Origin of the sequence: Massilia sp., assembly GCF_046293535.1 — a bacterium.
Taxonomy (GTDB): Bacteria; Pseudomonadota; Gammaproteobacteria; order Burkholderiales; family Burkholderiaceae_D; genus Telluria.
The window spans coordinates 97,207-122,384 of the sequence record NZ_JBKBOV010000006.1 but is presented as its reverse complement, the minus strand read 5'-3'; the positions used below and the strand labels follow the sequence as shown (position 1 = coordinate 122,384).

24 protein-coding genes and 2 pseudogenes are annotated in these 25,178 nt (G+C 67.1%); 12 read left to right on the top strand and 14 right to left on the bottom strand.

The window, feature by feature from the left end; all coding sequences use genetic code 11:
• Window positions 1–267: 267 nt before the first annotated feature.
• Complete coding sequence (locus ACK4S9_RS05505; protein WP_409722574.1) at window positions 268–501, bottom strand: hypothetical protein; 234 nt, start codon at window positions 499–501, stop codon at window positions 268–270.
• Between the two features lie 133 nt (window positions 502–634).
• On the bottom strand, window positions 635–1,921 hold the full coding sequence (locus ACK4S9_RS05500; RefSeq protein WP_409722571.1) for an MFS transporter: 1,287 nt from the start codon (window positions 1,919–1,921) through the stop codon (window positions 635–637).
• Window positions 1,922–2,252: 331 nt separating this feature from the next.
• On the opposite strand from ACK4S9_RS05500, the gene ACK4S9_RS05495 reads away from it, so the two are divergent.
• On the top strand, window positions 2,253–2,753 hold the full coding sequence (locus ACK4S9_RS05495) for an NMCC_0638 family (lipo)protein (protein ID WP_409722568.1): 501 nt from the start codon (window positions 2,253–2,255) through the stop codon (window positions 2,751–2,753).
• A 32-nt stretch (window positions 2,754–2,785) separates the two neighbouring features.
• Here ACK4S9_RS05495 and ACK4S9_RS05490 read toward each other — a convergent pair whose 3' ends face one another.
• The 4 genes from ACK4S9_RS05490 to infA all read right to left on the bottom strand — a co-directional run bounded on the left by ACK4S9_RS05490 (window position 2,786) and on the right by infA (window position 7,322).
• Complete coding sequence (locus tag ACK4S9_RS05490) at window positions 2,786–3,880, bottom strand: hypothetical protein (RefSeq protein WP_409722565.1); 1,095 nt, start codon at window positions 3,878–3,880, stop codon at window positions 2,786–2,788.
• Between the two features lie 83 nt (window positions 3,881–3,963).
• The gene (locus ACK4S9_RS05485; protein WP_409722563.1) at window positions 3,964–5,613 is read right to left on the bottom strand and encodes an ATP-binding domain-containing protein; all 1,650 of its coding nucleotides are present in this window, start codon (window positions 5,611–5,613) and stop codon (window positions 3,964–3,966) included.
• 193 nt (window positions 5,614–5,806) lie between these two features.
• Window positions 5,807–6,988 (bottom strand): fatty acid desaturase, encoded by a 1,182-nt coding sequence (locus ACK4S9_RS05480; protein ID WP_409722560.1) that lies wholly within the window; start codon window positions 6,986–6,988, stop codon window positions 5,807–5,809.
• Window positions 6,989–7,058: 70 nt separating this feature from the next.
• Window positions 7,059–7,322: a translation initiation factor IF-1 gene (gene infA, locus ACK4S9_RS05475; RefSeq protein WP_027867080.1), complete on the bottom strand. Its 264-nt coding sequence runs from the start codon at window positions 7,320–7,322 to the stop codon at window positions 7,059–7,061.
• 340 nt (window positions 7,323–7,662) lie between these two features.
• Here infA and blaOXA point away from each other — a divergent pair, with 340 nt between their 5' ends.
• The 6 genes from blaOXA to ACK4S9_RS05445 all read left to right on the top strand — a co-directional run bounded on the left by blaOXA (window position 7,663) and on the right by ACK4S9_RS05445 (window position 13,148).
• Window positions 7,663–8,445: a class D beta-lactamase gene (gene blaOXA / locus ACK4S9_RS05470; RefSeq protein WP_409722556.1), complete on the top strand. Its 783-nt coding sequence runs from the start codon at window positions 7,663–7,665 to the stop codon at window positions 8,443–8,445.
• A 397-nt stretch (window positions 8,446–8,842) separates the two neighbouring features.
• Window positions 8,843–10,525 (top strand): 2-isopropylmalate synthase, encoded by a 1,683-nt coding sequence (leuA, locus tag ACK4S9_RS05465; protein WP_409722668.1) that lies wholly within the window; start codon window positions 8,843–8,845, stop codon window positions 10,523–10,525.
• A 60-nt stretch (window positions 10,526–10,585) separates the two neighbouring features.
• On the top strand, window positions 10,586–11,125 hold the full coding sequence (locus ACK4S9_RS05460) for a GNAT family N-acetyltransferase (RefSeq protein ID WP_409722553.1): 540 nt from the start codon (window positions 10,586–10,588) through the stop codon (window positions 11,123–11,125).
• Between the two features lie 99 nt (window positions 11,126–11,224).
• Entirely contained in the window at window positions 11,225–11,965 is a 741-nt protein-coding gene (locus tag ACK4S9_RS05455) for an SDR family oxidoreductase (protein WP_409722550.1), read from the top strand.
• 24 nt (window positions 11,966–11,989) lie between these two features.
• Window positions 11,990–12,637: an HAD hydrolase-like protein gene (locus tag ACK4S9_RS05450; RefSeq protein WP_409722547.1), complete on the top strand. Its 648-nt coding sequence runs from the start codon at window positions 11,990–11,992 to the stop codon at window positions 12,635–12,637.
• 82 nt (window positions 12,638–12,719) lie between these two features.
• Window positions 12,720–13,148 carry a hypothetical protein gene (locus ACK4S9_RS05445; protein ID WP_409722544.1) on the top strand — a complete coding sequence of 143 codons (429 nt, stop codon included), beginning with the start codon at window positions 12,720–12,722 and terminating at the stop codon, window positions 13,146–13,148.
• A 128-nt stretch (window positions 13,149–13,276) separates the two neighbouring features.
• Here ACK4S9_RS05445 and ACK4S9_RS05440 read toward each other — a convergent pair whose 3' ends face one another.
• The 3 genes and pseudogenes from ACK4S9_RS05440 to folE form a co-directional block, all read right to left on the bottom strand.
• Window positions 13,277–13,882, bottom strand: coding sequence for a phosphatase PAP2 family protein (locus ACK4S9_RS05440; protein ID WP_409722541.1), 606 nt, complete (start codon window positions 13,880–13,882; stop codon window positions 13,277–13,279).
• Window positions 13,883–14,056: 174 nt separating this feature from the next.
• Window positions 14,057–14,332, bottom strand: a pseudogene (locus tag ACK4S9_RS05435) (transposase); the annotation flags it as partial.
• 86 nt (window positions 14,333–14,418) lie between these two features.
• The gene (folE, locus tag ACK4S9_RS05430) at window positions 14,419–14,985 is read right to left on the bottom strand and encodes a GTP cyclohydrolase I FolE (RefSeq protein ID WP_027867092.1); all 567 of its coding nucleotides are present in this window, start codon (window positions 14,983–14,985) and stop codon (window positions 14,419–14,421) included.
• Between the two features lie 145 nt (window positions 14,986–15,130).
• On the opposite strand from folE, the gene ACK4S9_RS05425 reads away from it, so the two are divergent.
• Window positions 15,131–15,979: a hypothetical protein gene (locus ACK4S9_RS05425; protein ID WP_409722538.1), complete on the top strand. Its 849-nt coding sequence runs from the start codon at window positions 15,131–15,133 to the stop codon at window positions 15,977–15,979.
• 3 nt (window positions 15,980–15,982) lie between these two features.
• On the opposite strand, the gene nudC is transcribed toward ACK4S9_RS05425, so the two are convergent.
• Window positions 15,983–16,804 (bottom strand): NAD(+) diphosphatase, encoded by an 822-nt coding sequence (nudC, locus tag ACK4S9_RS05420; protein ID WP_409722536.1) that lies wholly within the window; start codon window positions 16,802–16,804, stop codon window positions 15,983–15,985.
• Between the two features lie 197 nt (window positions 16,805–17,001).
• Between nudC and ACK4S9_RS05415 the strand changes: the two genes are divergently transcribed.
• The 4 genes and pseudogenes from ACK4S9_RS05415 to ACK4S9_RS05400 all read left to right on the top strand — a co-directional run bounded on the left by ACK4S9_RS05415 (window position 17,002) and on the right by ACK4S9_RS05400 (window position 20,748).
• Window positions 17,002–18,696 (top strand): carbamoyltransferase, encoded by a 1,695-nt coding sequence (locus ACK4S9_RS05415; protein WP_409722534.1) that lies wholly within the window; start codon window positions 17,002–17,004, stop codon window positions 18,694–18,696.
• Window positions 18,693–19,304: pseudogene (locus tag ACK4S9_RS05410) on the top strand (N,N-dimethylformamidase beta subunit family domain-containing protein); the annotation flags it as partial. The gene ACK4S9_RS05415 and the pseudogene ACK4S9_RS05410, both read left to right, overlap by 4 nt.
• A 188-nt stretch (window positions 19,305–19,492) precedes the next feature.
• Window positions 19,493–19,621, top strand: coding sequence for a hypothetical protein (locus ACK4S9_RS05405; protein ID WP_409722531.1), 129 nt, complete (start codon window positions 19,493–19,495; stop codon window positions 19,619–19,621).
• 74 nt (window positions 19,622–19,695) lie between these two features.
• A complete protein-coding gene (locus ACK4S9_RS05400) occupies window positions 19,696–20,748 on the top strand; it encodes a glycosyltransferase family 9 protein (RefSeq protein ID WP_409722528.1) in 1,053 nt (350 codons plus the stop codon).
• On the opposite strand, the gene ACK4S9_RS05395 is transcribed toward ACK4S9_RS05400, so the two are convergent.
• The 4 genes from ACK4S9_RS05395 to ACK4S9_RS05380 all read right to left on the bottom strand — a co-directional run bounded on the left by ACK4S9_RS05395 (window position 20,739) and on the right by ACK4S9_RS05380 (window position 24,765).
• Window positions 20,739–21,902 (bottom strand): glycosyltransferase family 9 protein, encoded by a 1,164-nt coding sequence (locus tag ACK4S9_RS05395; RefSeq protein WP_409722526.1) that lies wholly within the window; start codon window positions 21,900–21,902, stop codon window positions 20,739–20,741. The genes ACK4S9_RS05400 and ACK4S9_RS05395 overlap by 10 nt on opposite strands.
• Window positions 21,899–22,762: a glycosyltransferase gene (locus ACK4S9_RS05390; RefSeq protein ID WP_409722524.1), complete on the bottom strand. Its 864-nt coding sequence runs from the start codon at window positions 22,760–22,762 to the stop codon at window positions 21,899–21,901. The genes ACK4S9_RS05395 and ACK4S9_RS05390 overlap by 4 nt, the downstream gene beginning before the upstream one ends.
• Window positions 22,759–23,397, bottom strand: a complete 639-nt coding sequence (locus tag ACK4S9_RS05385) for a DUF4254 domain-containing protein (protein ID WP_409722521.1) — start codon at window positions 23,395–23,397, stop codon at window positions 22,759–22,761. The genes ACK4S9_RS05390 and ACK4S9_RS05385 overlap by 4 nt, the downstream gene beginning before the upstream one ends.
• A 210-nt stretch (window positions 23,398–23,607) precedes the next feature.
• Window positions 23,608–24,765 carry an MFS transporter gene (locus tag ACK4S9_RS05380; RefSeq protein ID WP_409722519.1) on the bottom strand — a complete coding sequence of 386 codons (1,158 nt, stop codon included), beginning with the start codon at window positions 24,763–24,765 and terminating at the stop codon, window positions 23,608–23,610.
• Between the last annotated feature and the right edge of the window lie 413 nt (window positions 24,766–25,178).

Genomic DNA, 25,178 nt, shown 5'->3' with positions numbered 1-25,178 from the left:
AAGTTCTCCGTATGCGTCGCGTATCAGAAGGTCTCCTGACCAGCCGATGGTCATGTCAATGCCGCATCCGACGGTGTGGCGCGACCTGAGCGACGGGGCGACACCCAACCTCTGCATTTCGAATCCACGGACCATATCGCGCGCCGCTGCAACGGAGCGGGCGTCCGAGTACTCTCCATCCGCATCGTAGTGCTCCCACGATATGGGCACTCCATCCATTGCAGGGACGTCTCTCGGGGAGATGCGATTCCTGTTGATCTTCCACGATCAATGCATCAAATACGCACGCTTCGGGGGGCGATAGGTCGCGTTGATAATTACTGTTGCGCCGGCGGCATGCAGGGCACTAACGAATGCTTCGACATAGCCACGAAATGGCAGGCGCAAATCTTCAAGCTTTTCAGATCCACGATACTGAGAAACCCAGTTACGACCACTGGGCTCCAAGTTCTCTGTTGGCGTATCCCTAGCTCTTAACCCAACTCTTTGGTTATTAGACATGCTGGCTCCTGCGCACAAGACAAACTATTAGAGTTGAGTCTTGTACTGAACATGTTGCGTTAGAACACAGCCACGCGGGAGCAGCATGTCATGTCAAAACCGGTATGTTTGACGTCTAATCGCGCTTCGACGCTCAGTCCTGCTCTGGAATCGGTCGTACAACCAGAAACTGGTACGCCATCGCGCTCAGGAAGGCAATGCCGGCGCCGGTCAGCAAGGCCGGCACGAAGGACCAGGCCTGCGCGATGTAGCCGGTGAAGATCGGCGCCAGCGCGCCACCGACGAAGCCGCCAAAGTTCTGGATCGCCCCCAGGGATGCAATACGGCTGCGTGGCGCCACGACCGTGACCAGCGACCAGGAGCAGGCCGAGGCGGCATTGGCGAGGAAGATCACCACCGAGATACAGGCGATGGCGACAGTATTGCTCTCGACCAGCGCCGCTGGAATCGTGAACGCCACCATGCCCAGCATGGCCATGACGACCGCCGTGCGGCGGCCCGAAATGACCGATGCCGCGCGCTTGGTAATCTGGTCGGAGGCCCAGCCAGCCGTCAGGGCGCCGGCGAAGCCGCACAGGAAGGGAATGGTAGCCGCCACGCCAACGTAGGCGACGTCCATGTTGCGCTCCGCACGCAGGTAGCCCGGCAGCCAGGTGAGGTAGACCCAGTTCAGGTAAACCGAGCCGAAGAAGCCGAGCAGCATGCCCCAGGTGGCACGGTGCCTGAACAGCGCGCGCCAGGACGCGAAGCCCGCCTTCGGCGCCTGTTCGACCGTCTGTCCTTCATCGAGATAGGCCAGCTCCTCCTTGGTCATCTCCTCGCGTACCGGGTCGCGATACAGCATCACCCACACCACCGCCGCCACGATGCCGAGTGCGCCGGTGACGAAGAATGCCCAATGCCAACTGGTGGCGGCAATCAGGGGTGACAGGCACAAGGGCGCGAGCGCAAAGCCCAAGGGGGATGCCGAGTTATAGATACCCGTCGGTGTACCGCGTGCACGGATGGGAAACCAATTGCTTACGACACGTGCCGCGGCAGGGAATTGCGGCGCCTCGCCGATACCGAGCACGACGCGCGCGAGCACGAACCAACCGAAGGTCGAGACAAGGCCGCCTGCGGCCTGCGCCAGCGACCATACCACCAGGCCGGCACCGAGCAGCCAGCGCGGGCCGATCTTGTCGACCAATGCACCGACTGGCAGCTGGCACAGCGCATAGCTCCAGGAGAAGGCCGACAAGAGCAGGCCCATTTGGCCGAGCGAGAGACCGAGATCGGCACGGATGAATTCGTTGGCGACGGCGAGCGTGGCGCGGTCGAGGTAGTTGATGACGCCTGTGACCACCAGCAGCACCAGGGCAATGGTTTGGCGGCGACGGATGCGTGGAGGCGTCACTCCATAGGAAAGGGATGCGTTCATCCCGTGATCCTACCAACGAATATTGATTCAATGAAAGGAATTTTCACTTGGCAAAAATTGTTCAGGGGCTGCTTCGAGCACCGGCTGACTACCCTTCCCCCAGCTGGAGCCGACCAGCACGATCAGTCCCGGCTCCAGGTAAGGGAGGATCTATTCCAGCGGCACATCCTGCTTCGTGGCGGCGCGTGCCATGCCCTCCTCCTCGCGTACGTTTGCCTGAGGCAACCCGGCATTTCAGGGCTGAGTTGCTATAGTAAGACGTATCAAATATCAGCCGGAGCACGACCAAATGCGACTTCTTCCCAAAGCCGCCATCATCCTCGGAGGTACCTTGCTTTCTTCAATCGCCATCGCCGCGCCTGAACAGCAGGCCGCGGCCTTCATGAATATCTATTCCACGCACTGCCTGAAGTACCTGCACGACTTCGACGGCCTGCGCAAGCAGCTCTCGAACTTCCCCAAGCTGCCTGCCGAAGCGGCGGCCGTGTTCCTGCAGGGCGCCAAGGGCAATGCCTGGTCGGTGCCGAGCCAGCACGGCCAGTTCATCATGGTCGTCCATGACGACAAAAACCTGTGCGCGCTGTATGCCAAGACGGTGCCGGCAGCGACCGTCCAGGCGATGTTCGAAAAAGCGGTGGGCAAGGCGCCCGAGCCTTTCCACAGCGAGCGCAAGCGCAATACCTCGGAAAAGGGGCCGGACGGCGTCAAGAGCACTGTCGCCTATGAGTGGAGCACGGACAAGTCGCCGCGCAAGCCGCTGTTCGCCCTCACCACCACCACCAGCAAGAACAGCGTGGCGCAGGGCGTGGCCACCGCGGCCATCGGCCGCTGAGGCTTGTCGGCGCCGCCCAGCGGCGGCGCTCCTTATGGCAGCCTGATCTTGATGACGGCGTTGCCCGAGGTCAGGTACAGGTTGCCCTTGCCGTCGTTGGCGATGCCCCGGATCGGTGCCAGGCTGCCCGGCAGGCTTCCCGTCTGCAGCGTGCCGTTGCGCGCGGTGCCGGCGACCGTGCTCACCACGCCTTCCGGCGTGATTCTCCGCACCAGGTTGTTGACCGCGTCGGCCGCGTAGACGTTGCCTTGCGGGTCGACCGTCAGCGCCACCACTTGTTCGAATGTCGCCGCAGCCCCGGTGCCGTTGGCCGCGCCGCTCGCATTTGGCGCGCCGGCCAGCGGATTCAGGACGTTCGCGTTGACGGTGGTGGGATTGAACGTGCGGCTGATCCTGCGCTGCAGATCGAACACGTAGACGTTGTTACTGCTGTCGGTCGTCACGCCGCGTGCGTCGGCAATGCGCGTGCCCCACAGGTCCTCGGCCACCTCGGCACCTTCCAGCATGCCGGTTGCCCCGGCCACGATCCGCCGCGTGCTCAGGCCGTTCGTCACCAGCAGGTGTCCGCGCGCATCGGCTGCAATTGCTCTTGGCACGAGCGCCTGCAAGCTGCGCGAGTCGACGTTGCTGCCCACCGGGATCGTTGCCACCGTCGCCACCTGGCCCGCGCTGCTCACGCTGCGGATGCGCATCTCGTCCGTGACGAACAGGGTGCCGCTGCTGTCGATCGCCAGCGCCAGCGGCTGGAGGAAGCGCGCGCGGTCGCCGGGGCCGTCGACATACTGGCTGGTGCCCGGGGCGCCGGCCAGGGTGGTGACGGCGCCGGCCGGGGTGATCTTGCGGATGGCGTCGTTGCCGGTGTCGGCCACGTACAGGTTGCCGGCGGCGTCGACGGCGATGCCGGTGGGGTTGTCGAAACGCGCCGCGGCGCCGCTGGCGTTGGTACTGCCGGATTCCGTGGCGCTGCCGGCGACGATGCTGATGGCGGCCTGCGCGGGCGGCTGCTCGTCATCGTCCTTGTCTTTCGGCGGATGGTCGCCGCAGGCGGCCAGCAAGAGCATCAGTGCCGATGCGCCGAATACCTTCACGCGCATGCGCGCAGTCTGTGCCACCGCCGGTTGCTTCATCGTCTTCTCCAGGATTCGATGAGCAAAATGCTAGCACGGCGCCTGCGCCGGCACGCGACGAATGTGCATGCCGTCCGCATGAATCAAGCGTCCGGCGTGCCTCCGCTCATGCGATCAAGGAACTGCACCGAGGCACGCTCGCTCATCACCAGCACCAGCTTCAGGCGCGCGCGCGTCATGCCGACGAACAGTTTTCGCAGCGTGAGTGCGTCCATCTCCTCGAAGTCGATCTCGGTGAAGATCAGCGCCGGCGCCGACTGGCCCTTGAAGCGGTACACCGATTCCGCCAGCAGCCCGCCCTCGCGGAATACCGGGTTGCCGAACAGGTCGTAGGCGCCGGTGAAGGAGCGCAGCGTGTGTGCGTCGCTCAGTTTATCGAGCTTGAGGATGCTTGAGCGCTCCCGCCCGCGGAAGGAGCAGATCGCGATGTCCTGGCGCCCGAAGCCCGCGGCCAGGCACGAGGTCACGGCGCGCCGGGTCTGCGACAGCATCGCTTCGGTGTCGCCTTCCGGGTAGGTGAGCTCCTCGATGTCGGCGCCCTTGAAGGGGCTGCCCGCCTCCACCGGCTGGCTGACGGCGCCGATCGACCCCAGCATCTGCACCACCTCGCGCGGGCTGCGGTAGTTGGTGTTCGAGTGCAGCACCACCCAGCCCGGCAGCGGCACCATCTCCTTGCCGTACAGGTTCTGGTCCGGGTCTTCCAGCCAGATGGCGCGGCCGCCCTCCCTGAGCATGCGCAGCACGATGTCGCGCCAGGCGATCGAGAAATCCTGGCCCTCGTCGACGATGAGCACGTCGTACTGCCAGGTCTCGGGCAGGTCCGCCTCCACCAGCGAACCCTCGATTTCCGCCCATACGGTGGGCGCGCCGTAGTCGGGCGTCTTGCCCTGGGCGCGCAGCCAGGCGTCGCACAGCTCGTGGAAGTTGGCGACCCGTCCGCCGCTCGGGACCAGCCGCTCGATGTGGTCGGCCAGCGGGCGGTTGAAGCAGACGTAGAGCGGGCGCAGGCCGGCATCGATCGCGGCGGTGTATTCGGCCAGCGCCAGCTGGGTCTTGCCGCTGCCGGCGGTGCCCACCACGCGCAGGCGGAACGGGGAGAACTCGAGCCGGCGCGCCCAGGTGGCCAGGCCCCCCGACAGGCGCGTGACCATGCTGGTGGCGCAGCCGATCATCGAGCTCGGGTCGGGGCGCAGGCTCAGGGTGTCGCCCAGGTAGCGGGTGACCCGGTCGAAGTCTTCGGTGCGGCCGGTGAGCGGCAGGATCTCGCGGATCTTGGCGCCCAGGCGGCCCTTGGTGGTGGCGTCGATGATGTGGCTGGGATCGATGCCGGCCTGCTGCGGGTCCTTCACGATGTAGTCGGGGCAGTACAGCAGGTAGTCGATCGACAGCTCGCCCTGGTAGCGCTTGGCGAAGCCTTCGATGGTGTGCAGGATCTGGTGGCGGATCTTGCGCGGCTTGCCCTGGTAGTTCTTGACCAGGCCGTCCTTGCTCTCGTTCAGGAAGCCGGCGATCTGCTCGATCAGCAGCAGCCTGCCGTTGGGCGCGACGATGATGAAGTCGATGTCGCCATAGGCCGAGAAGCCGTGCTCGACGTTGGTCCAGTGGACCCCGTGGTAGATCTCGTAGGGCGTGTCCGAGAGCCGCTTCTCGAGGAGCGTCAGGGTTTCGATTTCACGCGCGGCGGACCCGGTGACGGACATCTCGCGCCAGCCGGCAGGATGGATATGGGCCATGGATCGTCGGGTGCCTGTTTTTTAGATAGAAACATTGTAAGGCCGATCATGCTTGTTGCCAGCACCGTTGGATTACCGCTGACTTGTAGGGTGGGCGGCTTGTCCGCCCACGCGGTGATTTTTAACGGCTCCGTTATCGCGCCGGATGATCTCGCTGCAAACTATCACCGCGTGGGCGGGAAACCCGCCCACCCTACGAATACCCGCGTAGCTCGGCCGCAAACGAGCGCACCTGCGCGCAGCTGTCCGCCGCCGCCTTCGCGCACCAGCTGCTCAGCGCTTCCATCAGCTGCTCCTCGCTCGCCAGCGAGCGCTGCCACAGCTGTGCCAGCTGCTCGCGCAGGGCCTGCACCCGGCGCAAGTAGTCGCTAGCCGCCAGCAACCGGCCCAGCCGGCCCTGCTCGTCGCCATCCAGGTAGCCCGGGTCACGGCTCAGCAAACGCAGCGCCGTCTTGCGGTCCAGCCCGGCGCCGAGAACGATATGGCGCAATTCGCGCCGCCACACCGGCCTGAGCCTGGCATTGAGCGCCGCCATCACCCGCGCGCGGTTGGCCAGCACGGCGCGCAGGGTCGCGGCGTCGACCTGCGCATGGCGGTAGCGGATGCCGGGCGGCGCCGGCAGCGGCCGCGCCTTCGCCAGGCGCAGCCACTCCAGCAGCCGGATGTACATCCAGCCGATGTCGAACTCGTACCATTTCACCGACATCTTGGCGGAGGTGGCGAAGGTGTGGTGGTTGTTGTGCAGCTCTTCGCCGCCGATCAGCAGGCCGAACGGGACGATGTTGGTCGCCGCCTCCTGGCAGTCGAAATTGCGGTAGCCGATGGCGTGCCCGGCGCCGTTGATCACGCCCGCCGCCAGCACCGGGATCCACAGCATCTGGATGCCCCACACCGACAGGCCGACGACGCCGAACAGCAGCACGTCGAGCACCAAGAGCAGGCCCACGCCCTGCCAGGTGAAACGGCTGTACAGGCCGCGCTCGATGGCGTCGTCCGGGCAGCCGGCCGCGTAGCGCGCGATGGCCTCGCGGTCCCGGCTGGCGGTGCGGTAGAGTTCGGCGCCGCGCAGCAGCACGGTGCGCAGGCCCGCCTGGCGCGGGCTGTGCGGGTCGCCCTCGCGTTCGCAGTGCGCATGGTGGCGGCGGTGGATGGCCACCCATTCGCGCGTGACCATGCCGGTGGTCAGCCACAGCCAGAAGCGGAAGAAATGGGCCACCGCGGGATGCAGGGACAGCGCGCGGTGCGCCTGGTGGCGGTGCAGGTAGACGGTGACGGCCACGATGGTGACGTGCGTGGCCAGCAGGGTATAGGCGACGATGGCAAGGGGCGATGCCCCCGTCAGTCCATCGGCCAGGAAATGCAGGAAACCATCCATCGCGCGCTCCCGTGTCGGCTACGGAAGCGAAGTATGCGCGCTTCCCGTGCCGGGGAAGCGCACGCCTGGATCAGCGGCGGCGCGGCGCCGGACGCGGGCCCGAGGGGCCGCGGTTCTCGATGTGGCGGAAGGTGATCCGCGCCTTGTTCAGGTCGTACGGCGACATTTCCAGCGTGACGCGGTCACCCGCCAGGATGCGGATGTGGTTCTTCTTCATGCGGCCCGAGGTGTAGGCGATGAGTTTGTGGCCGTTGTCGAGTTCAACGCGGAAACGCATTTCGGGCAGGATTTCGGACACCAGTCCGTTCATTTCGATCAGTTCTTCTTTTGCCATGCTAGCTCCTTATGCTGTTGACGGCCCACGCGGCGCGCGGGTCGATGAAACGTCGGTCGCACCACCCGGCGAAGCGCGGCGGCGTTGATGCTGATGCTGGCCAGACCGGGGCCAGGGTGGAGAGAGGAAAGCGCGCAGCCTGCAAAATGACACGGCAGCTGCGGAGGCTCGGGCGGCGGCGTAGCGCGATGTTGCAGATACGGCGCCGGGAGAAAGTCGGAAGCGCTGCTTCAACGACAGACCGCCAGTATACCAGTGATGGCCCTGCGCTGCAGAAATGTCCCCCGTTCAAGTTGTACCTGCTTGCTATACTGCCCACTTTGATGGAGGTTCAAGCAACATGAAATCCCTGATGGCACTGGCCCTGCTGGCCGGTGTGGCGCTGCCGGGCGCAGGCCAGGCGGCGATCCGCTGCACCCTGCTGGTCGATGCCGCCACCGGCAAGGCCCTGGTGCGCGAAGGCCAGTGCGAGCAGCGCGTGACGCCCGCCTCGACCTTCAAGGTAGCGATCAGCCTGATGGGCTACGACAGCGGCATCCTGGTCGATGCGGCCACGCCGCAGCTGCCCTTCCGCGAAGGCTACGTCGACTGGCTGCCGGAATGGCGCGCCGCGACCAACCCGGCCGGGTGGATGAAGCACTCGGTAGTGTGGTATTCCCAGCAGGTCACGACCCGGCTCGGCGCCGGGCGCTTCCAGTCCTACCTCGACCGCTTCGACTACGGCAACCGCAACGCCGCCGGCAACCCGGGCAAGAACGACGGGCTGACCCATGCCTGGCTGGGCAGTTCGCTGAAGATCTCGGCCGACGAGCAGGCGGTGTTCCTGCGCAAGCTGGTCAACCGCACGCTGCCGGTGTCCGCCAGGGCGTTCGACATGACGGCGGCCCTCATGCGTCACGCGCGGCTGCGCAACGGCTGGGACGTGTATGCGAAGACCGGCACCGGTTCGGAGCCGGGATCGCTGCCGCACGGATGGCTGGTGGGCTGGGCCGCCCACGGCGGACGCACGATCGTGTTCGCGCGGCTGGTGCAGGATGCGCAGCACGAGCCCGACGGACGCGCCGGGCTGCGGGTGCGCGACGCCTTCCTCAAGGAGCTGCCGCAACTGCTCGAAAAGTTGTAATGTGCACTGCACAAATTTCTGCTTGACAGGTGATCCACTCCTCTTTTAGAGTGGATCGCATGTCCTTCCACCTGCATCTGTCGACTTCCCTACCTGCCGCCGGCGCGCTATCGCTGGCAGCCCTGCTACTACGCGCGTAATTCACGCCGTAGGTCCCGGCGCCCTCGCCGGCCAATCACGCAGTCAAGGAAAGTCGTACCGATGTCCAGGATTCCATTTCATACCCCGTCGTTCCCAGCCGCCGCGATCACGCTGCCGGAAGGCGCGCGCGCACAGTTTCGTCTCCTGCTAAAGCTACTGACCGGTTGCCGGGCCTAGCGTTCGTGGCCCGTCCGGCAGCCTGCCGCCACACTACCGCCTCATCAGGCCTCACGTGTCACGCAAACAGGAGCAAACGATCATGCTGAAGAACCCCGCCGCCAAATACCGTCCTTTCCCCGCTGTCCAGCTGCTTGATCGCCAATGGCCCAGCCGCAGCATCACCCGCCCGCCGATCTGGATGAGCACCGACCTGCGCGACGGCAACCAGGCCCTGATCGAGCCGATGAGCCCGGAGAAGAAACTGCGCTTCTTCGAGATGCTGGTGAAAATCGGGATCAAGGAGATCGAGGTCGGCTTCCCTTCCGCATCGCAGACCGACTTCGACTTCGTGCGCATGCTGGTCGAGGAAAAGCGCATCCCCGACGACGTGACCATCATTGTGCTGACCCAGGCGCGCGAAGAGCTGATCCGCCGCACGGTGGAAGCCGCCGCCGGCGCCAAACAGGCCATCGTCCACGTCTACAACTCGGTGGCGCCGGTGTTCCGCCGCGTGGTGTTCGGCATGGAGCGCGAGGAGATCGTGCAGATTGCGGTCAAGGGCACACAGCTCATCAAAGAGCTGGTGGCCCAGCATCCGCAGACCCGCTGGGGCCTCGAGTATTCGCCGGAATCCTTCTCCACCACCGAGCTCGATTTCTCGAAGCAGATCGTGGATGCGGTGAGCAGCGTCTGGCAGCCGACCGTCGACAACAAGATGATCGTCAACCTGCCCTCCACCGTGGAGGCGAGCACGCCCAACGTCTACGCCGACCAGATCGAGTGGATGTGCCGCCACCTGGAGCGCCGCGAGGCCCTGGTCGTCAGCGTGCACCCGCATAACGACCGCGGCACCGCCGTGGCGGCGGCCGAACTGGCCGTGATGGCGGGCGCTGACCGCGTCGAGGGCTGCCTGTTCGGCAACGGCGAACGCACCGGCAACGTCGACCTGGTCACCCTGGCGATGAACCTCTACACCCAGGGCGTCGACCCGGGCCTGGACTTCTCCGACATCGACGCGGTGCGCCAGGTGGTGGAGGAATGCAACCAGCTGCCGGTGCACCCGCGCCACCCTTATGCGGGCGACCTGGTGTTCACCGCCTTCTCCGGATCGCACCAGGACGCCATCAAGAAAGGCTTCGCGGTGCAGAAGCCCGACGCAATCTGGGAAGTGCCCTACCTGCCGATCGACCCGGCCGACATGGGCCGCAGCTACGACGCCGTCATCCGCGTCAACAGCCAGTCCGGCAAGGGCGGCATGGCCTACCTGCTGCAGCAGGAATATGGCCTGGAGCTGCCGCGCCGCCTGCAGATCGAGTTCTCGCGCGCGGTGCAGCGCATGGCCGACGCCACCGGGCGCGAAATCGCCGCCGCCGACATCCATGGGCTGTTCTCGCGCGAATACCTGGAGCAGGACACGCCCTATGCCTACGCCGCGCACCGCATGACGGAAGACAGCGCGCACGGCGTGCAGATCGCGCTGGACCTCACCCGCCACCATGCGCCGCACAGCATGCAGGGCAAGGGCAACGGCCCGATCGACGCTTTCGTGAACGCGCTCGGCCTGGACATCCGCGTGATGGACTACCACGAGCACGCCATCGGCCACGGCGCCGACGCCCGCGCCGCCTGCTACGTCGAGCTGCGCGTGGGCAGCGGCCAGACCCTGTTCGGCGTGGGCATCGACAGCAATATCGTGACCGCCTCGTTCCGCGCGGTGCTGTCGGCGGTGAACCGCCACCTGGCGGTCGCGGGCACGGGCGAGACGGCGATCGCCGCATGACAAGTCGAATTGGCTGAAGGAAGACCGGCTTGTCCGGCACCAGTACATGGAGTCTGGCGCATGAATAGCGAGTTCATTACTTCTGTTCCCTGCCTTCACACGGAACGGCTCAGGCTTCGCGAATACCGGCGGGAGGACTTCGGCGCATTCGCGGCGCATCTGGCCGACCCGGTCATCTCGGCCCACCTGGGTCCGGCCGACGGCCATGCCGCATGGCGGATCTTCTGTTCGCAAGCGGGACTATGGCTCATCCATGGCGCCGGCTGGTGGGCGGTCGAGGAAAAGCAGACGGGCCGGCTCGTCGGCAGTGTCGGCGCGTTCTTCCGCGAGGAATCCACCGTGATGGAGCTTGGCTGGAATACCTACCGTGCCTTCTGGGGCCGGGGATACGCGAACGAAGCGGCGGCGGCGGCCTTGCACCATGCGTTTGCATTCCAGCGCGAACCCAAGGTGCGGGCGCTCATCGCTTCGGACAATGCATCGTCGCTGCGCGTCGCCAGGCGCCTTGGCCTGGCTTATGAAACGGAAACCGAGATACACGGCAAGACGGTCGGCGTGTATACGCGCGAGCGCAGCATGGCCCAGGCACTGCCGGCCTGATCGTTGAAGGAAAACGGAATACGCTTGCCGCACAGACGCTCATGATCCTTTTCGGATAATGGTCCATCATGCATGCATCCATCGCACACGGGAGGAAGCATGAACCAGGAAGCTCGACAAGTCGCCATCGTCACCGGTGCCTCGCGCGGCATCGGCGCCGCCCTGGCCCAGCGCCTGGCCGAGGACGGCTACCGGGTGGTCGTCAACTACGCCAGCAACGCGGCCGAGGCGCAGCGCGTGTTGGCGACGCTTCACGCCTGCGGCCACCAGGCGATCGCCGTCAAGGCCGACGTGGCGAACCCGGAGGAAGTGCGCGCGCTGTTCGACGCCGCCGAGCGTGAACTGGGCAAGGTGGACGTGCTGGTCAACAATGCCGGCGTGCTCAAGACCATGCCGCTGGCCGACACCTCCGACGCGCTGTTCGCCCAGACCTTCGGCGTCAACGTGCAGGGCACCTTCCACACCCTGCGCGAAGCGGCGCGGCGCCTGAACGACGGCGGACGCATCGTGAATTTCTCCACCAGCGTGCTGGCGATGAAGCTGCCCGGCTACGCCATCTACGCCGCCAGCAAGGCCGCGGTGGAAGCGATGGGGGCGGTGTTCGCCAAGGAATTGCGCGGGCGCCGCATCCGCGTCAACACGGTGGCGCCGGGGCCGGTTGCAACCGAGCTGTTCTTTTCGGGGAAGACATCCGAGCAGATCGAACACTTCGCCAAGCTGCCGCCGCTCGAACGCCTCGGCGAGCCGGGCGACATCGCGCGCATCGTGTCCTTCCTGGTGAGCGAGGAGTCCGGCTGGGTCAACGGCCAGGTGCTGCGCGCCAATGGGGGCACCATCTGAACGGCGCAGACTATAATTGTCTTCATGTCCTACCGTCTCGCCATCTTCGACTTCGACGGCACGCTGGCCGATTCCTTCCCCTTCTTCATCAGCGTGTTCAACCAGATCGCCGACGAGCTCGGCTTCCGGCGGGTCGCCGAGGAGGAGGCCCAGCAGCTGCGCCACCACGACACCCGCGCGATCATGCGCCACCTCGGCATGCCGGCCTGGAAGCTGCCGCTGGCCTCGCGCAGCTTCATCGGGCTAATGCGCGAGAACGCCGCGCGCATCCCGTTGTTCGAGGGGATCGGCGAGGTGCTGCACACGCTCGACCGCGAAGGCGTGCGCCTCGCCATCGTGTCCTCGAACTCGGAACAGAACGTGCGCCTGGTGCTGGGGCCGCGCCTGAGCGCCCTGTTCGGCCACTACGAATGCGGGATGTCGATGTTCGGCAAGGCCGGGCGCATCCGCAAGGTGGTCAGGCGCGCGGCGGTGCCGGCGGCGCATGCGCTGTACGTGGGCGACCAGGCGCTGGACGCCGCCGCCGCGCGCCGGGCCGGGGTGGCCTTCGGCGCGGTGAGCTGGGGCTATGCGCCGATCGAGGCGCTGCGGCGGGCGGCGCCCGACCGCGAATTCTTCACGCCGCAGGAATTGCTGCACATCCTCCGCCCTTCCGGCATGCCCGCTCCCTGAAACGCGCGGTTGCGCCCGCTCCATGCCGCTTCTATACTCCGTCAAACGATGCACCAATGCATCACCTGACAACGGAACCGCCATGCGCAAGCCACTCTTCCTGCTCCCCGCACTTCTAGCACCGCTGCTGCTGGCCGGCTGCGTCAACGATTCGGCCAGCTACCAGATCGATGGCAAGGAGCATGCGATCACCGTACGCGTGCTGCAGGACTATTTCTGGAGCAAGGATGCGACGCTGCGCCTGACCGTCGCCCACATGCCGGAATGCCAGCGCCAACTGGAGCTGGGCAAGGTATCGGTGTCCGGCCTGGAGATCGAGCTGTTCGCGAGCGGCCCCAACCTGTATACGCTGCGCTCGGGCGAGGATGTCTGGCAGGTGGAAACCCAGGGCTGCACCGAACTGGAAGCGCCGCAAGCGAACGACGTCACCGGCCAGGCGCTGGGCAGCTTCCACCTCGACGAGCACGACAAGCTGGTCTTCGAGGCCGCCGGCACGCCCGCGGCACGCTAAGTCAAGGCGTAGGGAAACGCGGCCGGCGCGGGAAGCCTTCCACGCGTCCTGCGTGCGTTGGATCCCTCGCCCGACGCAGGTGGCGACCGGGACCTTGCCGGCCGCGCCGCCCTACCCGGCCATCATCGTCAAGGACGCAGCCAGCCGCGTCCGATCGGCACCGCCAGCACGCGGCGGTACACGTTTTCCACTACCGGCAGCAGGTGCGCGCATGCCGCACGCACGGCCGCCGTCTGCACCAGCAAGGCCATCGCCGCCGACATCAGGAGCGCCCCCGCCATGTCCTTCGGCCAGTGCACGCCCAGGTAGACGCGCGACCAGGCCACCACCAGCGCCAGCGGCAGCAGCAGCCAGCCGACTCGGCGCGCTTCCTGCACCCGGCTGAAGGCCAGCACCAGGGCCACCGAGAAGATGCTGGTGGCGTGGTCGCTCGGGAAGGAACTGTCCGGCGCGTGCAGCAGGAAGGTCTGGCCGACTTCGGCGACGAAGGGCCGCGGGCTGTACCAGAACTGGCCGATCAGCGCGTTCAGCGCGAGCGCACCGCTGGCGGCGATGAAGGCGCGCAGCGCCACCTCGCGGCCCGGCCCGCCGCCGAGCCACAGCATGACGAGCGACAGCGGCATCACGAAGATCAGCCACTGCGCGGCGAAGACGGCGGCCATCAACTGCCAGCCGGTCAGGCCGGCCTGGGCGTTGAGGGCGGAAAACAGAATGAGGTTGAGGTGCTCGAACATGCCCGGCTCGAAGATAAGAGTTTGATAAGCTTTTCTGTAGCTTAGCCGAGCCCGGCTACCGCACTTTTCAAGAAGTGCAACAGATTGTGACAATCCCCTGACAATGTCGCGTGCGACTGCTTCAGCTCAATGACGGTTGAGCAAGCGCCTCAGCTGTGCCAGTTCCAGGTCGCGACCCGATTTCTCGAGCACGCTTTCCAGCAGGGTGCGGTCGCCGTCGCGCAGCATGGTCCACTGCGTGAAGTACTCGTGCACGGTGCGCCAGGGCGGAAAGCCGGCCGGCATGCTGCGCCAGGTGGCGCCGGTGTGGAGGAAATAGAGGACGGCGCAGAACACGTCGTACAGGTCGTGCTTGCGCGGGCGGGTCTTGCGCCGCGCCGCTTCCAGCATGCCGCGCACGGGCTCGAACTGCTCGCGAGAAATATCGCTGGGAAAGGCCGGGCGATCCATGGCGCGTCCTCCGAAAATCACTTGGAGGCCGGCGATCCGGAACAGGTTCCAAGGCGGGCCCGGCGGCTCGCCCTTCCAGCTTAGTCCTAGTCGCGTGCCAATGCCAGGAACTCGGTACGCAAAGCCAGGTTCGGTTGCAGTTCACCCAGCAGGGCCGAGGTGATGGTTTCTTCGCCGATGGCGCGGATGCCGCGGCTTTCCATGCACATGTGGCGGCACTTGACGACCACGCCCACCGCCTTCGGCTCCAGCACTTCCATCAGCGCGTTGGCGATCTGGATCGTCATGCGTTCCTGTACCTGCAGGCGCTTGGAGAAGATGTCGACCAGGCGGGTGAGCTTGGAGAGGCCCACGATCTTACCGTTGGGCAGGTAGCCGACCGTGGCCTTGCCGAAGAAGGGCGCCAGGTGGTGTTCGCAATGGCTGTAGACCGGGATGCCGCGCACCACGATCAGTTCATTGTATTCCTCGGCGCCGTCCTCGAAGGCCTTGAGCACTTCGACGGGATCCTGATCATAGCCCGAGGTCCAGTGTTTCCAGGCCTTCGCCACGCGATGCGGCGTTTCCTGCAGGCCCGGTCGGTCCGGATCCTCGCCCAGGCTGGTCAGCAGGCGGCGCCAGTCGTGTTCGGTGAAAGCTTCTTTGTCAGACATGGTGAACCTTAAAAAATCGATTGCCGCAAGTATATAGAAAATGCGGGAAGGGTTCCGGCGGCTGCCGATTTATTGAGCAAAATTAATAGTCCATCCGCACAATAGCGGTAGCGTGGACGGTGGTTCCAGTCCCTGGGAGATCGCCATGTTCGGCAGTACGGTCCTCGAAGTCGCCATCGGCCTGACGTTTTGCTACGGCACCCTGGCGCTGGTCGTCAGTACCTTGCAGGAAGCGCTGGCGGCGGCCTTCAGCCTGCGCGCCAACATGCTGCTGGACGGGATCAAGCGCATGCTGGACGACCCGCGCTGCGAGGCGCTGGCGCAGAGCCTGTACGACCATCCGCTGGTCAATCCGCACGGCGGCGGCAACGCCCGGCGGCCCCTGTCGGTCAAGCCATCGTACATCGAACCGGCGCACTTCGCGATCGCCCTGCTCGATTCGCTGCGCAGCAACCCGGCCATTCCGCTGCAGGCCGCGATCGAAGCCCTGCCCGACGAGCAGGTGAAGCGCGTGCTGCTGGCCCTGTACCGCCAGTCCAGCGGCGACCTGGCCCGCTTCCAGGAGGGCATCGCCGGCTGGTTCAACAGCGCCATGGAACGCCTGTCCGGCGTGTACAAGCGGCGCCAGCTCCTGATTTCCTTCCTGCTGGCGCTGCTGCTCGCCATCCTGCTCAACATCGACAGCATCCACCTGTTCCAGACCCTGTGGCAGAACCCGGCGCTGGCGGCCCAGATCAAGGCCGCCCCGAGCGCGCTCGATGCCGAGGCATTGCGCCAGCTGTGGACGATGCCGATCGGCTGGAGCAGTTTCCCGCCGCGCTTCGACACCGCCTTTGCGCTGCAGGTGGCCGGCTGGCTGATCACCGCCGGCACCACGCTGTTCGGCGCCCCGTTCTGGTTCGACCTGCTGCAGCGCGCGGTCCAGCTGCGCGGCACCGGTGCCAAGCCGCAGGCGCAGGCCGTGCGCACGGACGGCGCGCCGGCGCAGACCTGAACGCTACCTGCCCGGCGGGCGGTGTGAATCCACCAGCACGCTCGACACCGATATGTGCGGCACCCGTTCGGGCCATTCGTCGTCCGGCCCGAACCAGCGCGCCTCCGACAGCTCCGAGGTATCTATCCGGATCTCGCCATCCAGGTAGTCGGCCGTGAAGGCCAGCATCAAGGAATGCGGGAAGGGCCAGGACTGGCTCGCGAAATAGCGCAGGTTCTGCACCCGCAGTCCCACCTCCTCGTAGACCTCGCGGTGGATCGCCTCTTCCACCGATTCCCCCGCCTCCAGGAAGCCGGCCAGCGGCACGAAGCGCTTGGTGGGCGACGCCAGGTGCATCGCCAGCAGCACGCTGTCGCCCTTCCTGATCAGGACCATCATGGCCGGCGAGATGCGCGGATAGGCCATGTGCCCGCACTGCACGCACTTGTAGCAGCGCTCGCCGGCCGCCAGCACGGTGCCGCTGCCGCAGGCGCCGCAGAAGCGGTGGGTGCGCGCCCATTCCGCGACCTGGGCGGCGCGCGCCGCCAGGCCCAGCAGCTCCTCGTCCATGTCGGCGAACAGCGAGCGCAGGCCGCGCAGGGCATAGCCCGGCGGCAGCGCGGGTTCGCTGTCGAACCAGCCGGTCTCGCAGTAGCGCTCGCCGTGCAGGCCGAGCGGCTGCAGGCGCGCACGGTCCACCTCCAGACGGTCGAGCGTGGCGGCGTCGGGCAGCGCCAGGTCGTGCTCGCGCACCAGCAGCCGGCCGCCGTGGAACAGGAAGCTCAGGGGCGCGGGATCGGATTGCTGCGCGAACAGCGGCGTGAAGGAAGCAGGTGTCTGGAGCATGGTCGGATCGGCTTGGACGGACAGGACAATGACCCGATCATACCGCCTTTCGCGGCCTCGTTCTTCGGCCCCCATTAAGAACCGCTTCCTGCATCCGGGCACTGTGCAGGATCGCATGAACGGGGCGAACTAATCCTGCTCATCCGGCTCAAAGTTGGGCTGTCCGCCGCTATCGGACCGATACAAGGAGAAGACGAATGGACGACACCCCAGTTGTGCTTGGCATTAACCGGACCCAGGACGCCAGCATCTGCCTGATGCAGGGCTCGCACCTCGCCTGGGCCATCCAGAAAGAACGTCTCACCCGCCACAAGCACCACTGGGGCAAGCCCGGCGACCTGCGCGAGCACTATGCGCCGCGCCTGCCCGGGCTCGAACGCCCGGTCGACATCGTCGTCGAATGCTTCTCCTCCGACGAGGAAATCGGCAGCCTGCCGCTCTACGAAGAAGAGCTGGCCGCCACGCTGGCGCTGGCGCGCGGCGGCCGGCGCGCCAGCATCTCGCACCACCTGGCGCACCTGTACAGCGTATTCCACCCCTCCCCCTTCGACGAGGCCGCGGTGATGGTCATCGACGGCCAGGGCAGCCCGGTCTCCGACTTCACCGAACACTGGAGCGGCGCCGCCAGCACGCCCGGCGACTGGCGCGAGGTCTCTTCCTTCTATACCGCCAGCCGCAAGGAGATCCGCTGCATCGGCAAGCAGGTCCGGCCGCCTGACGGCGCCCGCCGCGACGACGGCCGCCTGGTCGGCCTCGGCATGTTCTACTTCCTGCTGACCCAGGCGATCTTCCCGGGCGAGGGCAACGAAGGCAAGGTGATGGGCCTGGCGCCCTACGGCGACCCGACGGCGCTCGGCCTGCCGCCGCTCGACGTCGAAGGCATGGCGGTCGGCATCCCGTCCGCCTGGCGCTCGCTGCTGCGCGAGCGCAGCCGCTTCCGCTTCGGCAGCGCGGAAGCGCGCTTTACCGACTGCGCCAACCTGGCCGCCGCCGGCCAGCGCGCCTTCGAGGACGCCTTGCTGGCGCTGGCGCACTGGCTGTACCGCCAGACCGGGGCCGAGCACCTGTGCTTCGCCGGCGGCACGGCCCTGAACTGCTCCGCCAACGAGCGCCTGCTGCGCGAGACCCCGTTCCGCAGCGTGTTCCTGCCGCCGGCGCCGAGCGACGCCGGCACCGCCCTGGGCTGCGCCATTTACGGGCTCACCGAGCTGGCGGGCCGGCCCTGCGACTTTCGCTGGAGCGCGGATTATCTCGGCCCGCCGCCCCAGCTGTCCGACATCGAGGCGGCGCTCGACGGCGCGAGCGACCTGGTGATCGAGCGGCCGCGCGGCCGCGACGCCCTGTGCGCGCGCATGCTCGACCTGCTGTGCACCGGGCGCGTGGTCGGCCTGTACCAGGGCCGCAGCGAATTCGGTCCGCGCGCGCTCGGGCACCGCAGCATCCTGGCCGATCCGCGCCGCGACCGCATCCGCGACTGGATCAACGCGCGGGTCAAGCAGCGCGAATGGTTCCGCCCGCTCGCCCCGGTGGTGCCGGAAGAACGCGCCGCCGTCTACTTCGACGTGGCCGGCCCGTCTCCCTTCATGCAGTTCGCCGCACCGGTGCGGCCCGAGGTCGCGCCGATGCTGCCGGCCATCACCCACGTGGACGGCACCGCGCGCCTGCAGACCGTCGGTCCCGCGGACGACCCGCTGCTGCGCGCCCTGCTGGCCGGCTTCGAAGTGCGCACCGGTGTACCGGTGCTGCTCAACACCTCGTTCAACGGCAAGGACGAGCCCATCGTCGAGACGCCCTTCGAGGCCGTCGCCGCATTCCGCCAGATGCCCCTGCACGCACTGGCGATCCCGCCCTTCCTGGTGACCAAGCGCAGCGAGCCGGAGCTGCCGGTATGATCCGCGCCTACCCCGGGCGCCCGAGCGTGCGGGCGGGCGAGCCGCTCACCCTGCACGTCTCGGGCGACGCGCCGCGCTTTCGCATCGCGATCTACCGCTGGGAGCACGCGCTGGTGCCTGTGTGGCGGAGCGACTGGCTACGCGCCGAACACCTGCCCGACGGCCGCGCCGCCGACTTCGACCTCCATGCGCAACCGGCGCTGCTGCAGGATTACCGCCTGCTCGTCAGCGTGGGCCACGACGAATACTGGAGCGAAGCCACGCGCGACGCGGTCGAAGACTTCGTCGCCGGCGGCGGCAACCTGGCCCTGTTCGGCGCCAACCTGTGCTGGTGGCGCATCCACCTGGTGGACGAGGGCACGGTCATGGTGTGCCACCAGGGCGGCAAGCACGGCGCCCAGGACCACTGGTGGCCCGCCACCGGCGCCCGGCGCCCGGAAGACTCGCCGAGCGGCGCAAGCTACCGCCATGGCGGCGGCTGGTGGGACGGCCCGCGCGACACGCCCGGCTTCGTGGTCCAGCAGCCCGGCCACTGGATATTCGCGGGCACCGGCCTGTCGCATGGCGAATCGCTCGGCGGCGATACCTGGCCGCCGCTGCCGGGATACGAGTGCGACGGCGTGCCGGTCGACCACATCGGGCCGGGCGGCCAGGCCATCCTGTCGGCCTGGCGCGACGAGGCGGGAACGCCGGACGGCTACCAGCTGCTCGCTGCCCGCTCGACCGGCGCTGGCAGGAACTGCCGCCGCGCGAGCGCCATGGCGCCGGCGAAGGCACCCACGTCGCGGCGATGGGCATGTTCCGGCACGGCGGCACCGTGTTTTCCGCGGGGACGACCGACTGGGCGCAGGTGTTGGGCGAGGCGCGTGACCGCAGGGTCGAACGCATCACCCGCAACGTCCTCGACCGGCTTTCCCACGCCTGATGTCTGCCGCCTGTCCCGGCGACCGCGGTGCCAGGCCCTGAAGTTTACGCAAGGCTGGATTATTTGGAGAACACATGAATCGGCGTTCGTTCCTGCACCGTCACGCTATCCGCAGCGTCATCGTGTTTCGCGCCCTGCAGCTGGGGGACATGCTCTGTTCGGTACCCGCCCTGCGTGCGCTGCGCGCGGCCTTGCCGGACGCGCGGATCGTGCTCACGGGCCTGCCCTGGGCGGCGCAGTTCGCCCGGCGCTTCGACGCCTACATCGACGATTTCATTCCCTTCCCGGGCCACCCGCTGCTGCCGGAGCAGGCGGTCCGCCACGAGGAGCTCACGGCCTACTATGCCTTCATGTGCGACCAGGGTTTCGACCTCGCCCTGCAGCTGCACGGCAGCGGCGACGTGACCAACCATATCGTCGCCGGCCTCGGCGCCCGCGCCATGGCCGGTTTCACCAGCGGAGAAGCAAGCCAGACCGACCGCACCCTGCTCATGCCCTGGCCCGACGCGGGCGCCGAACAGGAACGGCTGCTGAGCCTGCTGGAGCGGCTGGGCGCGCCCGACGCCGGCACCCAGCTCGAATTTCCGCTGCGGCGCGAAGACGTCGAGGAACTCGAAGCCAGCAAGCTCGCGCCCGACCTCGAGCCCGGCCATTACATCTGCATCCATCCGGGCGCGCGCAAGCGCGACAAATGCTGGCCCCCGGAATGCTTCGCCGAAGTGGCGGATCAGCTCAGGCAGGAATTCGGCCTCGACACCGTGCTCACCGGTTCAGCCGACGAAGCCCCGCTCGCGCGCGCCGTGGCCGAGCACATGCGCTCGCCCGCGATCGAGGCCGCCGCGCCGATCTCGATCGGTGCCATGGCCGCCCTGATGAGCCGCTCACGGCTGCTGATCTGCAACGACACCGGGGTGTCGCATATCGCGGCCGGCCTGGGCCTGAACAGCGTGGTGGTGTTCAGCAAGGCGGACATCGCCCGCTGGGCGCCGCTCGACCGCCTGCGCCACCGCTGCATCTGGGATCCGGCCGCCGAGCGCGCCGCGGTGGTCCTCGAGCACGCACGCGCCTTGCTCACGGGGACGGAGCCGAGCGGACAACGCGCGACCGGCATGTGGCCTTACTGGTGAGGATCGGGCTGCGTCCTCGTGCCCCGTCTTGGCAGCTGCGCCAAGGCCAGGGCCAGCACCTCGTCGACTGAAATATCTTGCAGAAAGCTTTCCTGGTGCGGGCAGCGCGCTGCGCGGTTATCCGCGCCGCACACGCCGCAGCGCACCTGGGCCGAGACCGTAGCGCGCAGCAGGGCAGGCCGCAAGGGTGCGCCGTCGACCAGGTTGGTATGCCAGAACAGGCCAACGGCCGGGGTGCCGATGGCCAGCGCCAGGTGCAGCGGCCCCGTATCGTTGGACAGCACCAGCGCGGCACGCTCGAGCAGGCCACACAGCCCGCCCAGTCCGAGCTTGCCGGCAAGGTCGAGTGCGGGATGGCGCATGCCATCGACGATCCGCCGCACCAGGCCGGCCTCCTGCGCGGTGCCGTTGACGGCCACCAGCGCACCCGCCTGGGACAGGGCGTCGCCGACAGCGCTGAAGCGCTCCGCGGGCCAGCAGCGGCGCGGGTCGGACGATCCCGGCTGCAGCAGCACGAGCGGACGGCCGTACGCCTGCGAGGCCGGCGGCGCGGCCGCGGACCCCGGGTGCCGCTCAGGCGCCGCAATCCGGTAATCGGGTGGCAGGGCCTGCGCCGCGGCCGCGCGGTCCGCCGCCGTGACGGCCAGTTCGCGCCGCATCCACGGCAGCGTCGCCCCGGCGAGCGCGGCGATCTCCAGCAAGGCCAGCCGCCGGTTGCCCGGCTCGACATGGGCAACCCAGCGATCGAGCGGCGGCGCACCACCCGCGCGTGCGCCGATGGCCAGCCTGGCCTCGAGGCGCATGACGAAGGGGTTCGAGTAGCGCCCGCCGCCGTACATTTGCGCCACGATGTCGAAGCGCTCCGCACGCATGCGTTCGACGAAGCGCTCCACCGCCTGCCCGTCGAGCGGCTCGTCCATGGGCGCGCCCACGCCGGGCACGGGCGGCATGACCACGACCCGGTCGACCGGCCCCGGCCGATCTTGCAGGAAGCCTGCGTGCCAGTCCTTGCCGATGAATACCAGTTCGGCATCGGGATAGGCCTGCTTCAGCGCATGCAGGGCCGGCAGGGCGAAGACGAAGTCGCCCACCGCGTTCGGCCGCAGCACGGCGATCTTCGCCACCCCGTCGAGCCGGGACGGTTCGTGCGTCACGGCCGCTCCCGCGCCGGCATCGATGAAGGCGGGAGCGCCACCGGATCGCCGTGCGGCAGCAGCGCCCAGGGCGCGTCGATCGTGCGTTGCTTCAGCGTGGTGGGCAGCTCCATGTGATAGGCGCCGGAAGGCAGCATGCCGCAGCCGCCGAAGCGCTCCATGACGCGCAGTTGGGCCAGCACGTCCTCGCCACAATGGCTTGTGGGGAGCGCGGGCCAGAAATCGAAGCCGCCGGCGGCACGCAGCTTGGCGGTATCGAACAGCACGCAGCCGCCCACCCAGGCCACGCGGTAGGCGCGCGCGCTCTCCGGGGTGGCGCCGAGCCGCCGCTGCAGGTGGTACAGGTTGGCCGCGCTGTGCAGGTGGTGACGTGCCCATGCGCTACTGCCCGGCAACACCGTTTCCGGCTCGACGCGGTCTTCCCAGAACGTGAGCTGCTCCTGCGCCGGACGTTCCTGGCCCAGGTAGCTCAAGCCGTGCACGGCGCTGCCGGCGAACCCGCATCCATGCCGCGCGAGCAGGCCGTGCAGGTGCCTGACCAGGCCAGGCTCGAGGATGACGTCGTCGTCGACGAACAGGCAGTAAGGCGCCTGGACCTGCGCCAGCAGGAAGGCGCGCTGTTCCGCCATGCCGCGCCGCGGCAGGTGGTGCCAGGTATCGAGCTGGTGCCCGCGCGCGCGCAGGTAGCGCAGCACGGCCACCACCTCGGCCTGCCCGAGCGCGGTGCTGCCCTCGGTCTGGTCGGAGACGACGATGCGCAGCGCGGGATAATCCTGCGCACCGATCGACGTCAGCGTGACCGCCAGCGCCGCCGGCCGGCCGCAGGTGGGCACGAGGACGTCGATGCGCGGCAGCGTCATCGGCCGCCCGCCTGCGCCGCGCCGCCGGCCGCCTGACCGTACAGGTAGGGGTTGAGCGCGGGATCGTTGTACATCTTGAACTGGCGGTAGACCTTGAAATAGGCCAGGCCGCTGCGCGCCTCGCGCAGCAACTGGTCGAGGCAGGCGGCGAGGTCGTGGCGCTGGGTGATCAGGCGCTGCAGCCGGGCGCTGCAGGCCTGCACGTGCGCCCGCCCCGCGTCAGCGCGTTCGGTCTGCAGCCGCATGTGGTGGATCTTGAGCGACAGGATCGACAGCCGGTCGATCATCGCGCCCGGCGTCTCGCTCGACAGCCGCGCCCCGGGAGCGGGCTCGGCGCAATGGGCAGCCGCGAGGCCCGCCAGCAGCGCTTCGTCAATGGCTTCGACCGCATCGTTGCGCTGCTGGTTGTAGCGGTCGATCAGGCGTTTGCTGGTGGCGATCTCGGCGGCGGGGACGTCGACCCGGCGCGCGCGGTCTTCTTCCTGCCACAGCAGGCAGTTGTAGCGATGGTTGGCGTCGATGGCCTGCCAGGCCGCGGGGAGCTCGGCCCCGCGGTGCAGGCTTGGCCAGTCGGCCCGGGCCAGCTCGCCATCGTGGAACTGCGTCACCGCGGCTGCATCGACTGCGCTCGTCATGGCGTCTCCATGTTCAAGGGGTTTGTTCCTTGGAGATGGCGCGGCTGGCGAAGTTCGGCCAGCGCCGGGGCTGGCTTGGGCTAGCGCAAACAAAAAAAACGCAGACGGCGCACGGCGCGGTCTGCGTTGGAAGCCGGCTTACGCCGTGCGAGGAGCGGGCGCCGGCTGCCGCCAGCGAGAACGGGAAGCCGGCTGCCGCCGGCAAAACACTTACTTCAACAGCTTGGTACGGCTGGCAACGAAGGCGATGACCAGGGCCAGGCCGCCGAGGTAGGCGATCGCAACCTGCATGCCGACGAAGTGGGCGACGGCGCCGATCACCGGCGGGCCCATCAGGGTGCCGCTGTAGGCCATGCTGGCGACGGCGGCCAGGGCCATCGGGCCTTGGGCGCCCGCCGCGCTGAACACGAAGGGGAACAGCAGCGCCAGGCCGAGGCCGGCGATGGCGAAACCGATCAGCGCGACGTGGGCGCTCGGCGCCAGCACCGCGAAGATCAGGCCGCAGGCGCCGACCAGCGAGCCCAGGGTCACCAGGCGCTGGGCGCCGAAGCGCATCTTCAGCTTGTCGCCGACCATACGCGACAGCAGCATCATCACCGAGAACGCGGACAGGGCCAGCGGCGCCAGGCCGTCGGACGCGCCGAAATGCTGCTTCAGGAACACGCCACTCCAGTCGGCGATGCTGCCTTCCGTCATCGAGCCGAGGAAGCCCAGCACGCCCAGCAGCGCCAGCGGACCGCGCGGCAGCGAGAACGACTTTTTCTCGACCTTGTCGACGGCTTCGTCGGGTCCGATCATGACAAAGGCCAGGCACAGCAGCAGGGCCAGCGGACCGACCAGCATCAGGAAGTGGGCGGCGGGAGCGATCTTCATACTGGCCATCAGGCTGCCCAGGGTCGCGCCGACGAGGCCGCCGCCACAGCTGATGCCGTGCAGCCGCGACATTTCCGATTTGCCGGTCTGCTTCTCGCGCCTGGTGGCGGCCGAGTTGATCGCGACGTCGTACACGCTGGCGGTCACGCCCAGCAGCAGTACCGCCATCATCAGGCGCGCCACGTCGGGCGCCTTGCCGATCGCCACCAGGACAGCCAGCAGGGCCAGGCCGGACATGAACAGCGACTTGCGTGCGCCGAACCGGCCCATCAGGAAGGAGGAGATCGGGAACGACAGGAGCGCGCCGAGGCCGCCGCACAGCAGGACCATCGACAGCGCCGAGTGCGAGATCTTGACGCCTTCGGCGAGGGCAGGGATGCGGCCTGCCCAGGAGCCCATCACGAGGCCGAACAGTGCAAAGGCCACCGGCAGGGCGTATTGCCGGGTTTGCGCGAAACTGAAACCGGAACGCGGAATAGAAACAGTAGTGTGCATCGGATAACGTGGATTGTTAAATGTTTGGGAGATTTTCAGAAATGCCAGCCAATCCTGAATCGGGGAAAATTTATTTCAGGAAGCTGATGGGAGGCAATTCTAAACGCCCGTCATTTTTTTTGTTTTCCACGCGGAAAAAAATTTGATGGTGTTGTTTCGCGTCGACGCAAAGATGACAACATCATTGATGAACCACTACGAAATACGGCAAAGATGAGCATGAACTGACATCAACGCCGTCTAAATGTAAGCAAATGCTTCCGATCTCACGGTCAGCACATTTTCCCGGACGGTGCTGGGAACGATGGCGAAACAACAAAAACAGGGCCAAGATAATGTCTGTCCGAATTACATTCGTCCAAATGGAATAAATCATTAAACAAGGAATGAATATAAAATCCCTTTTTTCTTTC

Bases quoted from the DNA above. Each gene is read 5' to 3' on its own strand.
- ACK4S9_RS05505 (WP_409722574.1), bottom strand. From the start codon at position 501: ATGTCTAATAACCAAAGAGTTGGGTTAAGAGCTAGGGATACGCCAACA.
- ACK4S9_RS05500 (WP_409722571.1), bottom strand. From the start codon at position 1,921: ATGAACGCATCCCTTTCCTATGGAGTGACGCCTCCACGCATCCGTCGC.
- ACK4S9_RS05490 (WP_409722565.1), bottom strand. From the start codon at position 3,880: ATGAAGCAACCGGCGGTGGCACAGACTGCGCGCATGCGCGTGAAGGTA.
- ACK4S9_RS05485 (WP_409722563.1), bottom strand. From the start codon at position 5,613: ATGGCCCATATCCATCCTGCCGGCTGGCGCGAGATGTCCGTCACCGGG.
- ACK4S9_RS05480 (WP_409722560.1), bottom strand. From the start codon at position 6,988: ATGGATGGTTTCCTGCATTTCCTGGCCGATGGACTGACGGGGGCATCG.
- infA (WP_027867080.1), bottom strand. From the start codon at position 7,322: ATGGCAAAAGAAGAACTGATCGAAATGAACGGACTGGTGTCCGAAATC.
- blaOXA (WP_409722556.1), top strand. From the start codon at position 7,663: ATGAAATCCCTGATGGCACTGGCCCTGCTGGCCGGTGTGGCGCTGCCG.
- ACK4S9_RS05460 (WP_409722553.1), top strand. From the start codon at position 10,586: ATGAATAGCGAGTTCATTACTTCTGTTCCCTGCCTTCACACGGAACGG.
- ACK4S9_RS05455 (WP_409722550.1), top strand. From the start codon at position 11,225: ATGAACCAGGAAGCTCGACAAGTCGCCATCGTCACCGGTGCCTCGCGC.
- ACK4S9_RS05450 (WP_409722547.1), top strand. From the start codon at position 11,990: ATGTCCTACCGTCTCGCCATCTTCGACTTCGACGGCACGCTGGCCGAT.
- ACK4S9_RS05445 (WP_409722544.1), top strand. From the start codon at position 12,720: ATGCGCAAGCCACTCTTCCTGCTCCCCGCACTTCTAGCACCGCTGCTG.
- ACK4S9_RS05440 (WP_409722541.1), bottom strand. From the start codon at position 13,882: ATGTTCGAGCACCTCAACCTCATTCTGTTTTCCGCCCTCAACGCCCAG.
- folE (WP_027867092.1), bottom strand. From the start codon at position 14,985: ATGTCTGACAAAGAAGCTTTCACCGAACACGACTGGCGCCGCCTGCTG.
- ACK4S9_RS05425 (WP_409722538.1), top strand. From the start codon at position 15,131: ATGTTCGGCAGTACGGTCCTCGAAGTCGCCATCGGCCTGACGTTTTGC.
- nudC (WP_409722536.1), bottom strand. From the start codon at position 16,804: ATGCTCCAGACACCTGCTTCCTTCACGCCGCTGTTCGCGCAGCAATCC.
- ACK4S9_RS05415 (WP_409722534.1), top strand. From the start codon at position 17,002: ATGGACGACACCCCAGTTGTGCTTGGCATTAACCGGACCCAGGACGCC.
- ACK4S9_RS05405 (WP_409722531.1), top strand. From the start codon at position 19,493: ATGTTCCGGCACGGCGGCACCGTGTTTTCCGCGGGGACGACCGACTGG.
- ACK4S9_RS05400 (WP_409722528.1), top strand. From the start codon at position 19,696: ATGAATCGGCGTTCGTTCCTGCACCGTCACGCTATCCGCAGCGTCATC.
- ACK4S9_RS05390 (WP_409722524.1), bottom strand. From the start codon at position 22,762: ATGACGCTGCCGCGCATCGACGTCCTCGTGCCCACCTGCGGCCGGCCG.
- ACK4S9_RS05385 (WP_409722521.1), bottom strand. From the start codon at position 23,397: ATGACGAGCGCAGTCGATGCAGCCGCGGTGACGCAGTTCCACGATGGC.
- ACK4S9_RS05380 (WP_409722519.1), bottom strand. From the start codon at position 24,765: ATGCACACTACTGTTTCTATTCCGCGTTCCGGTTTCAGTTTCGCGCAA.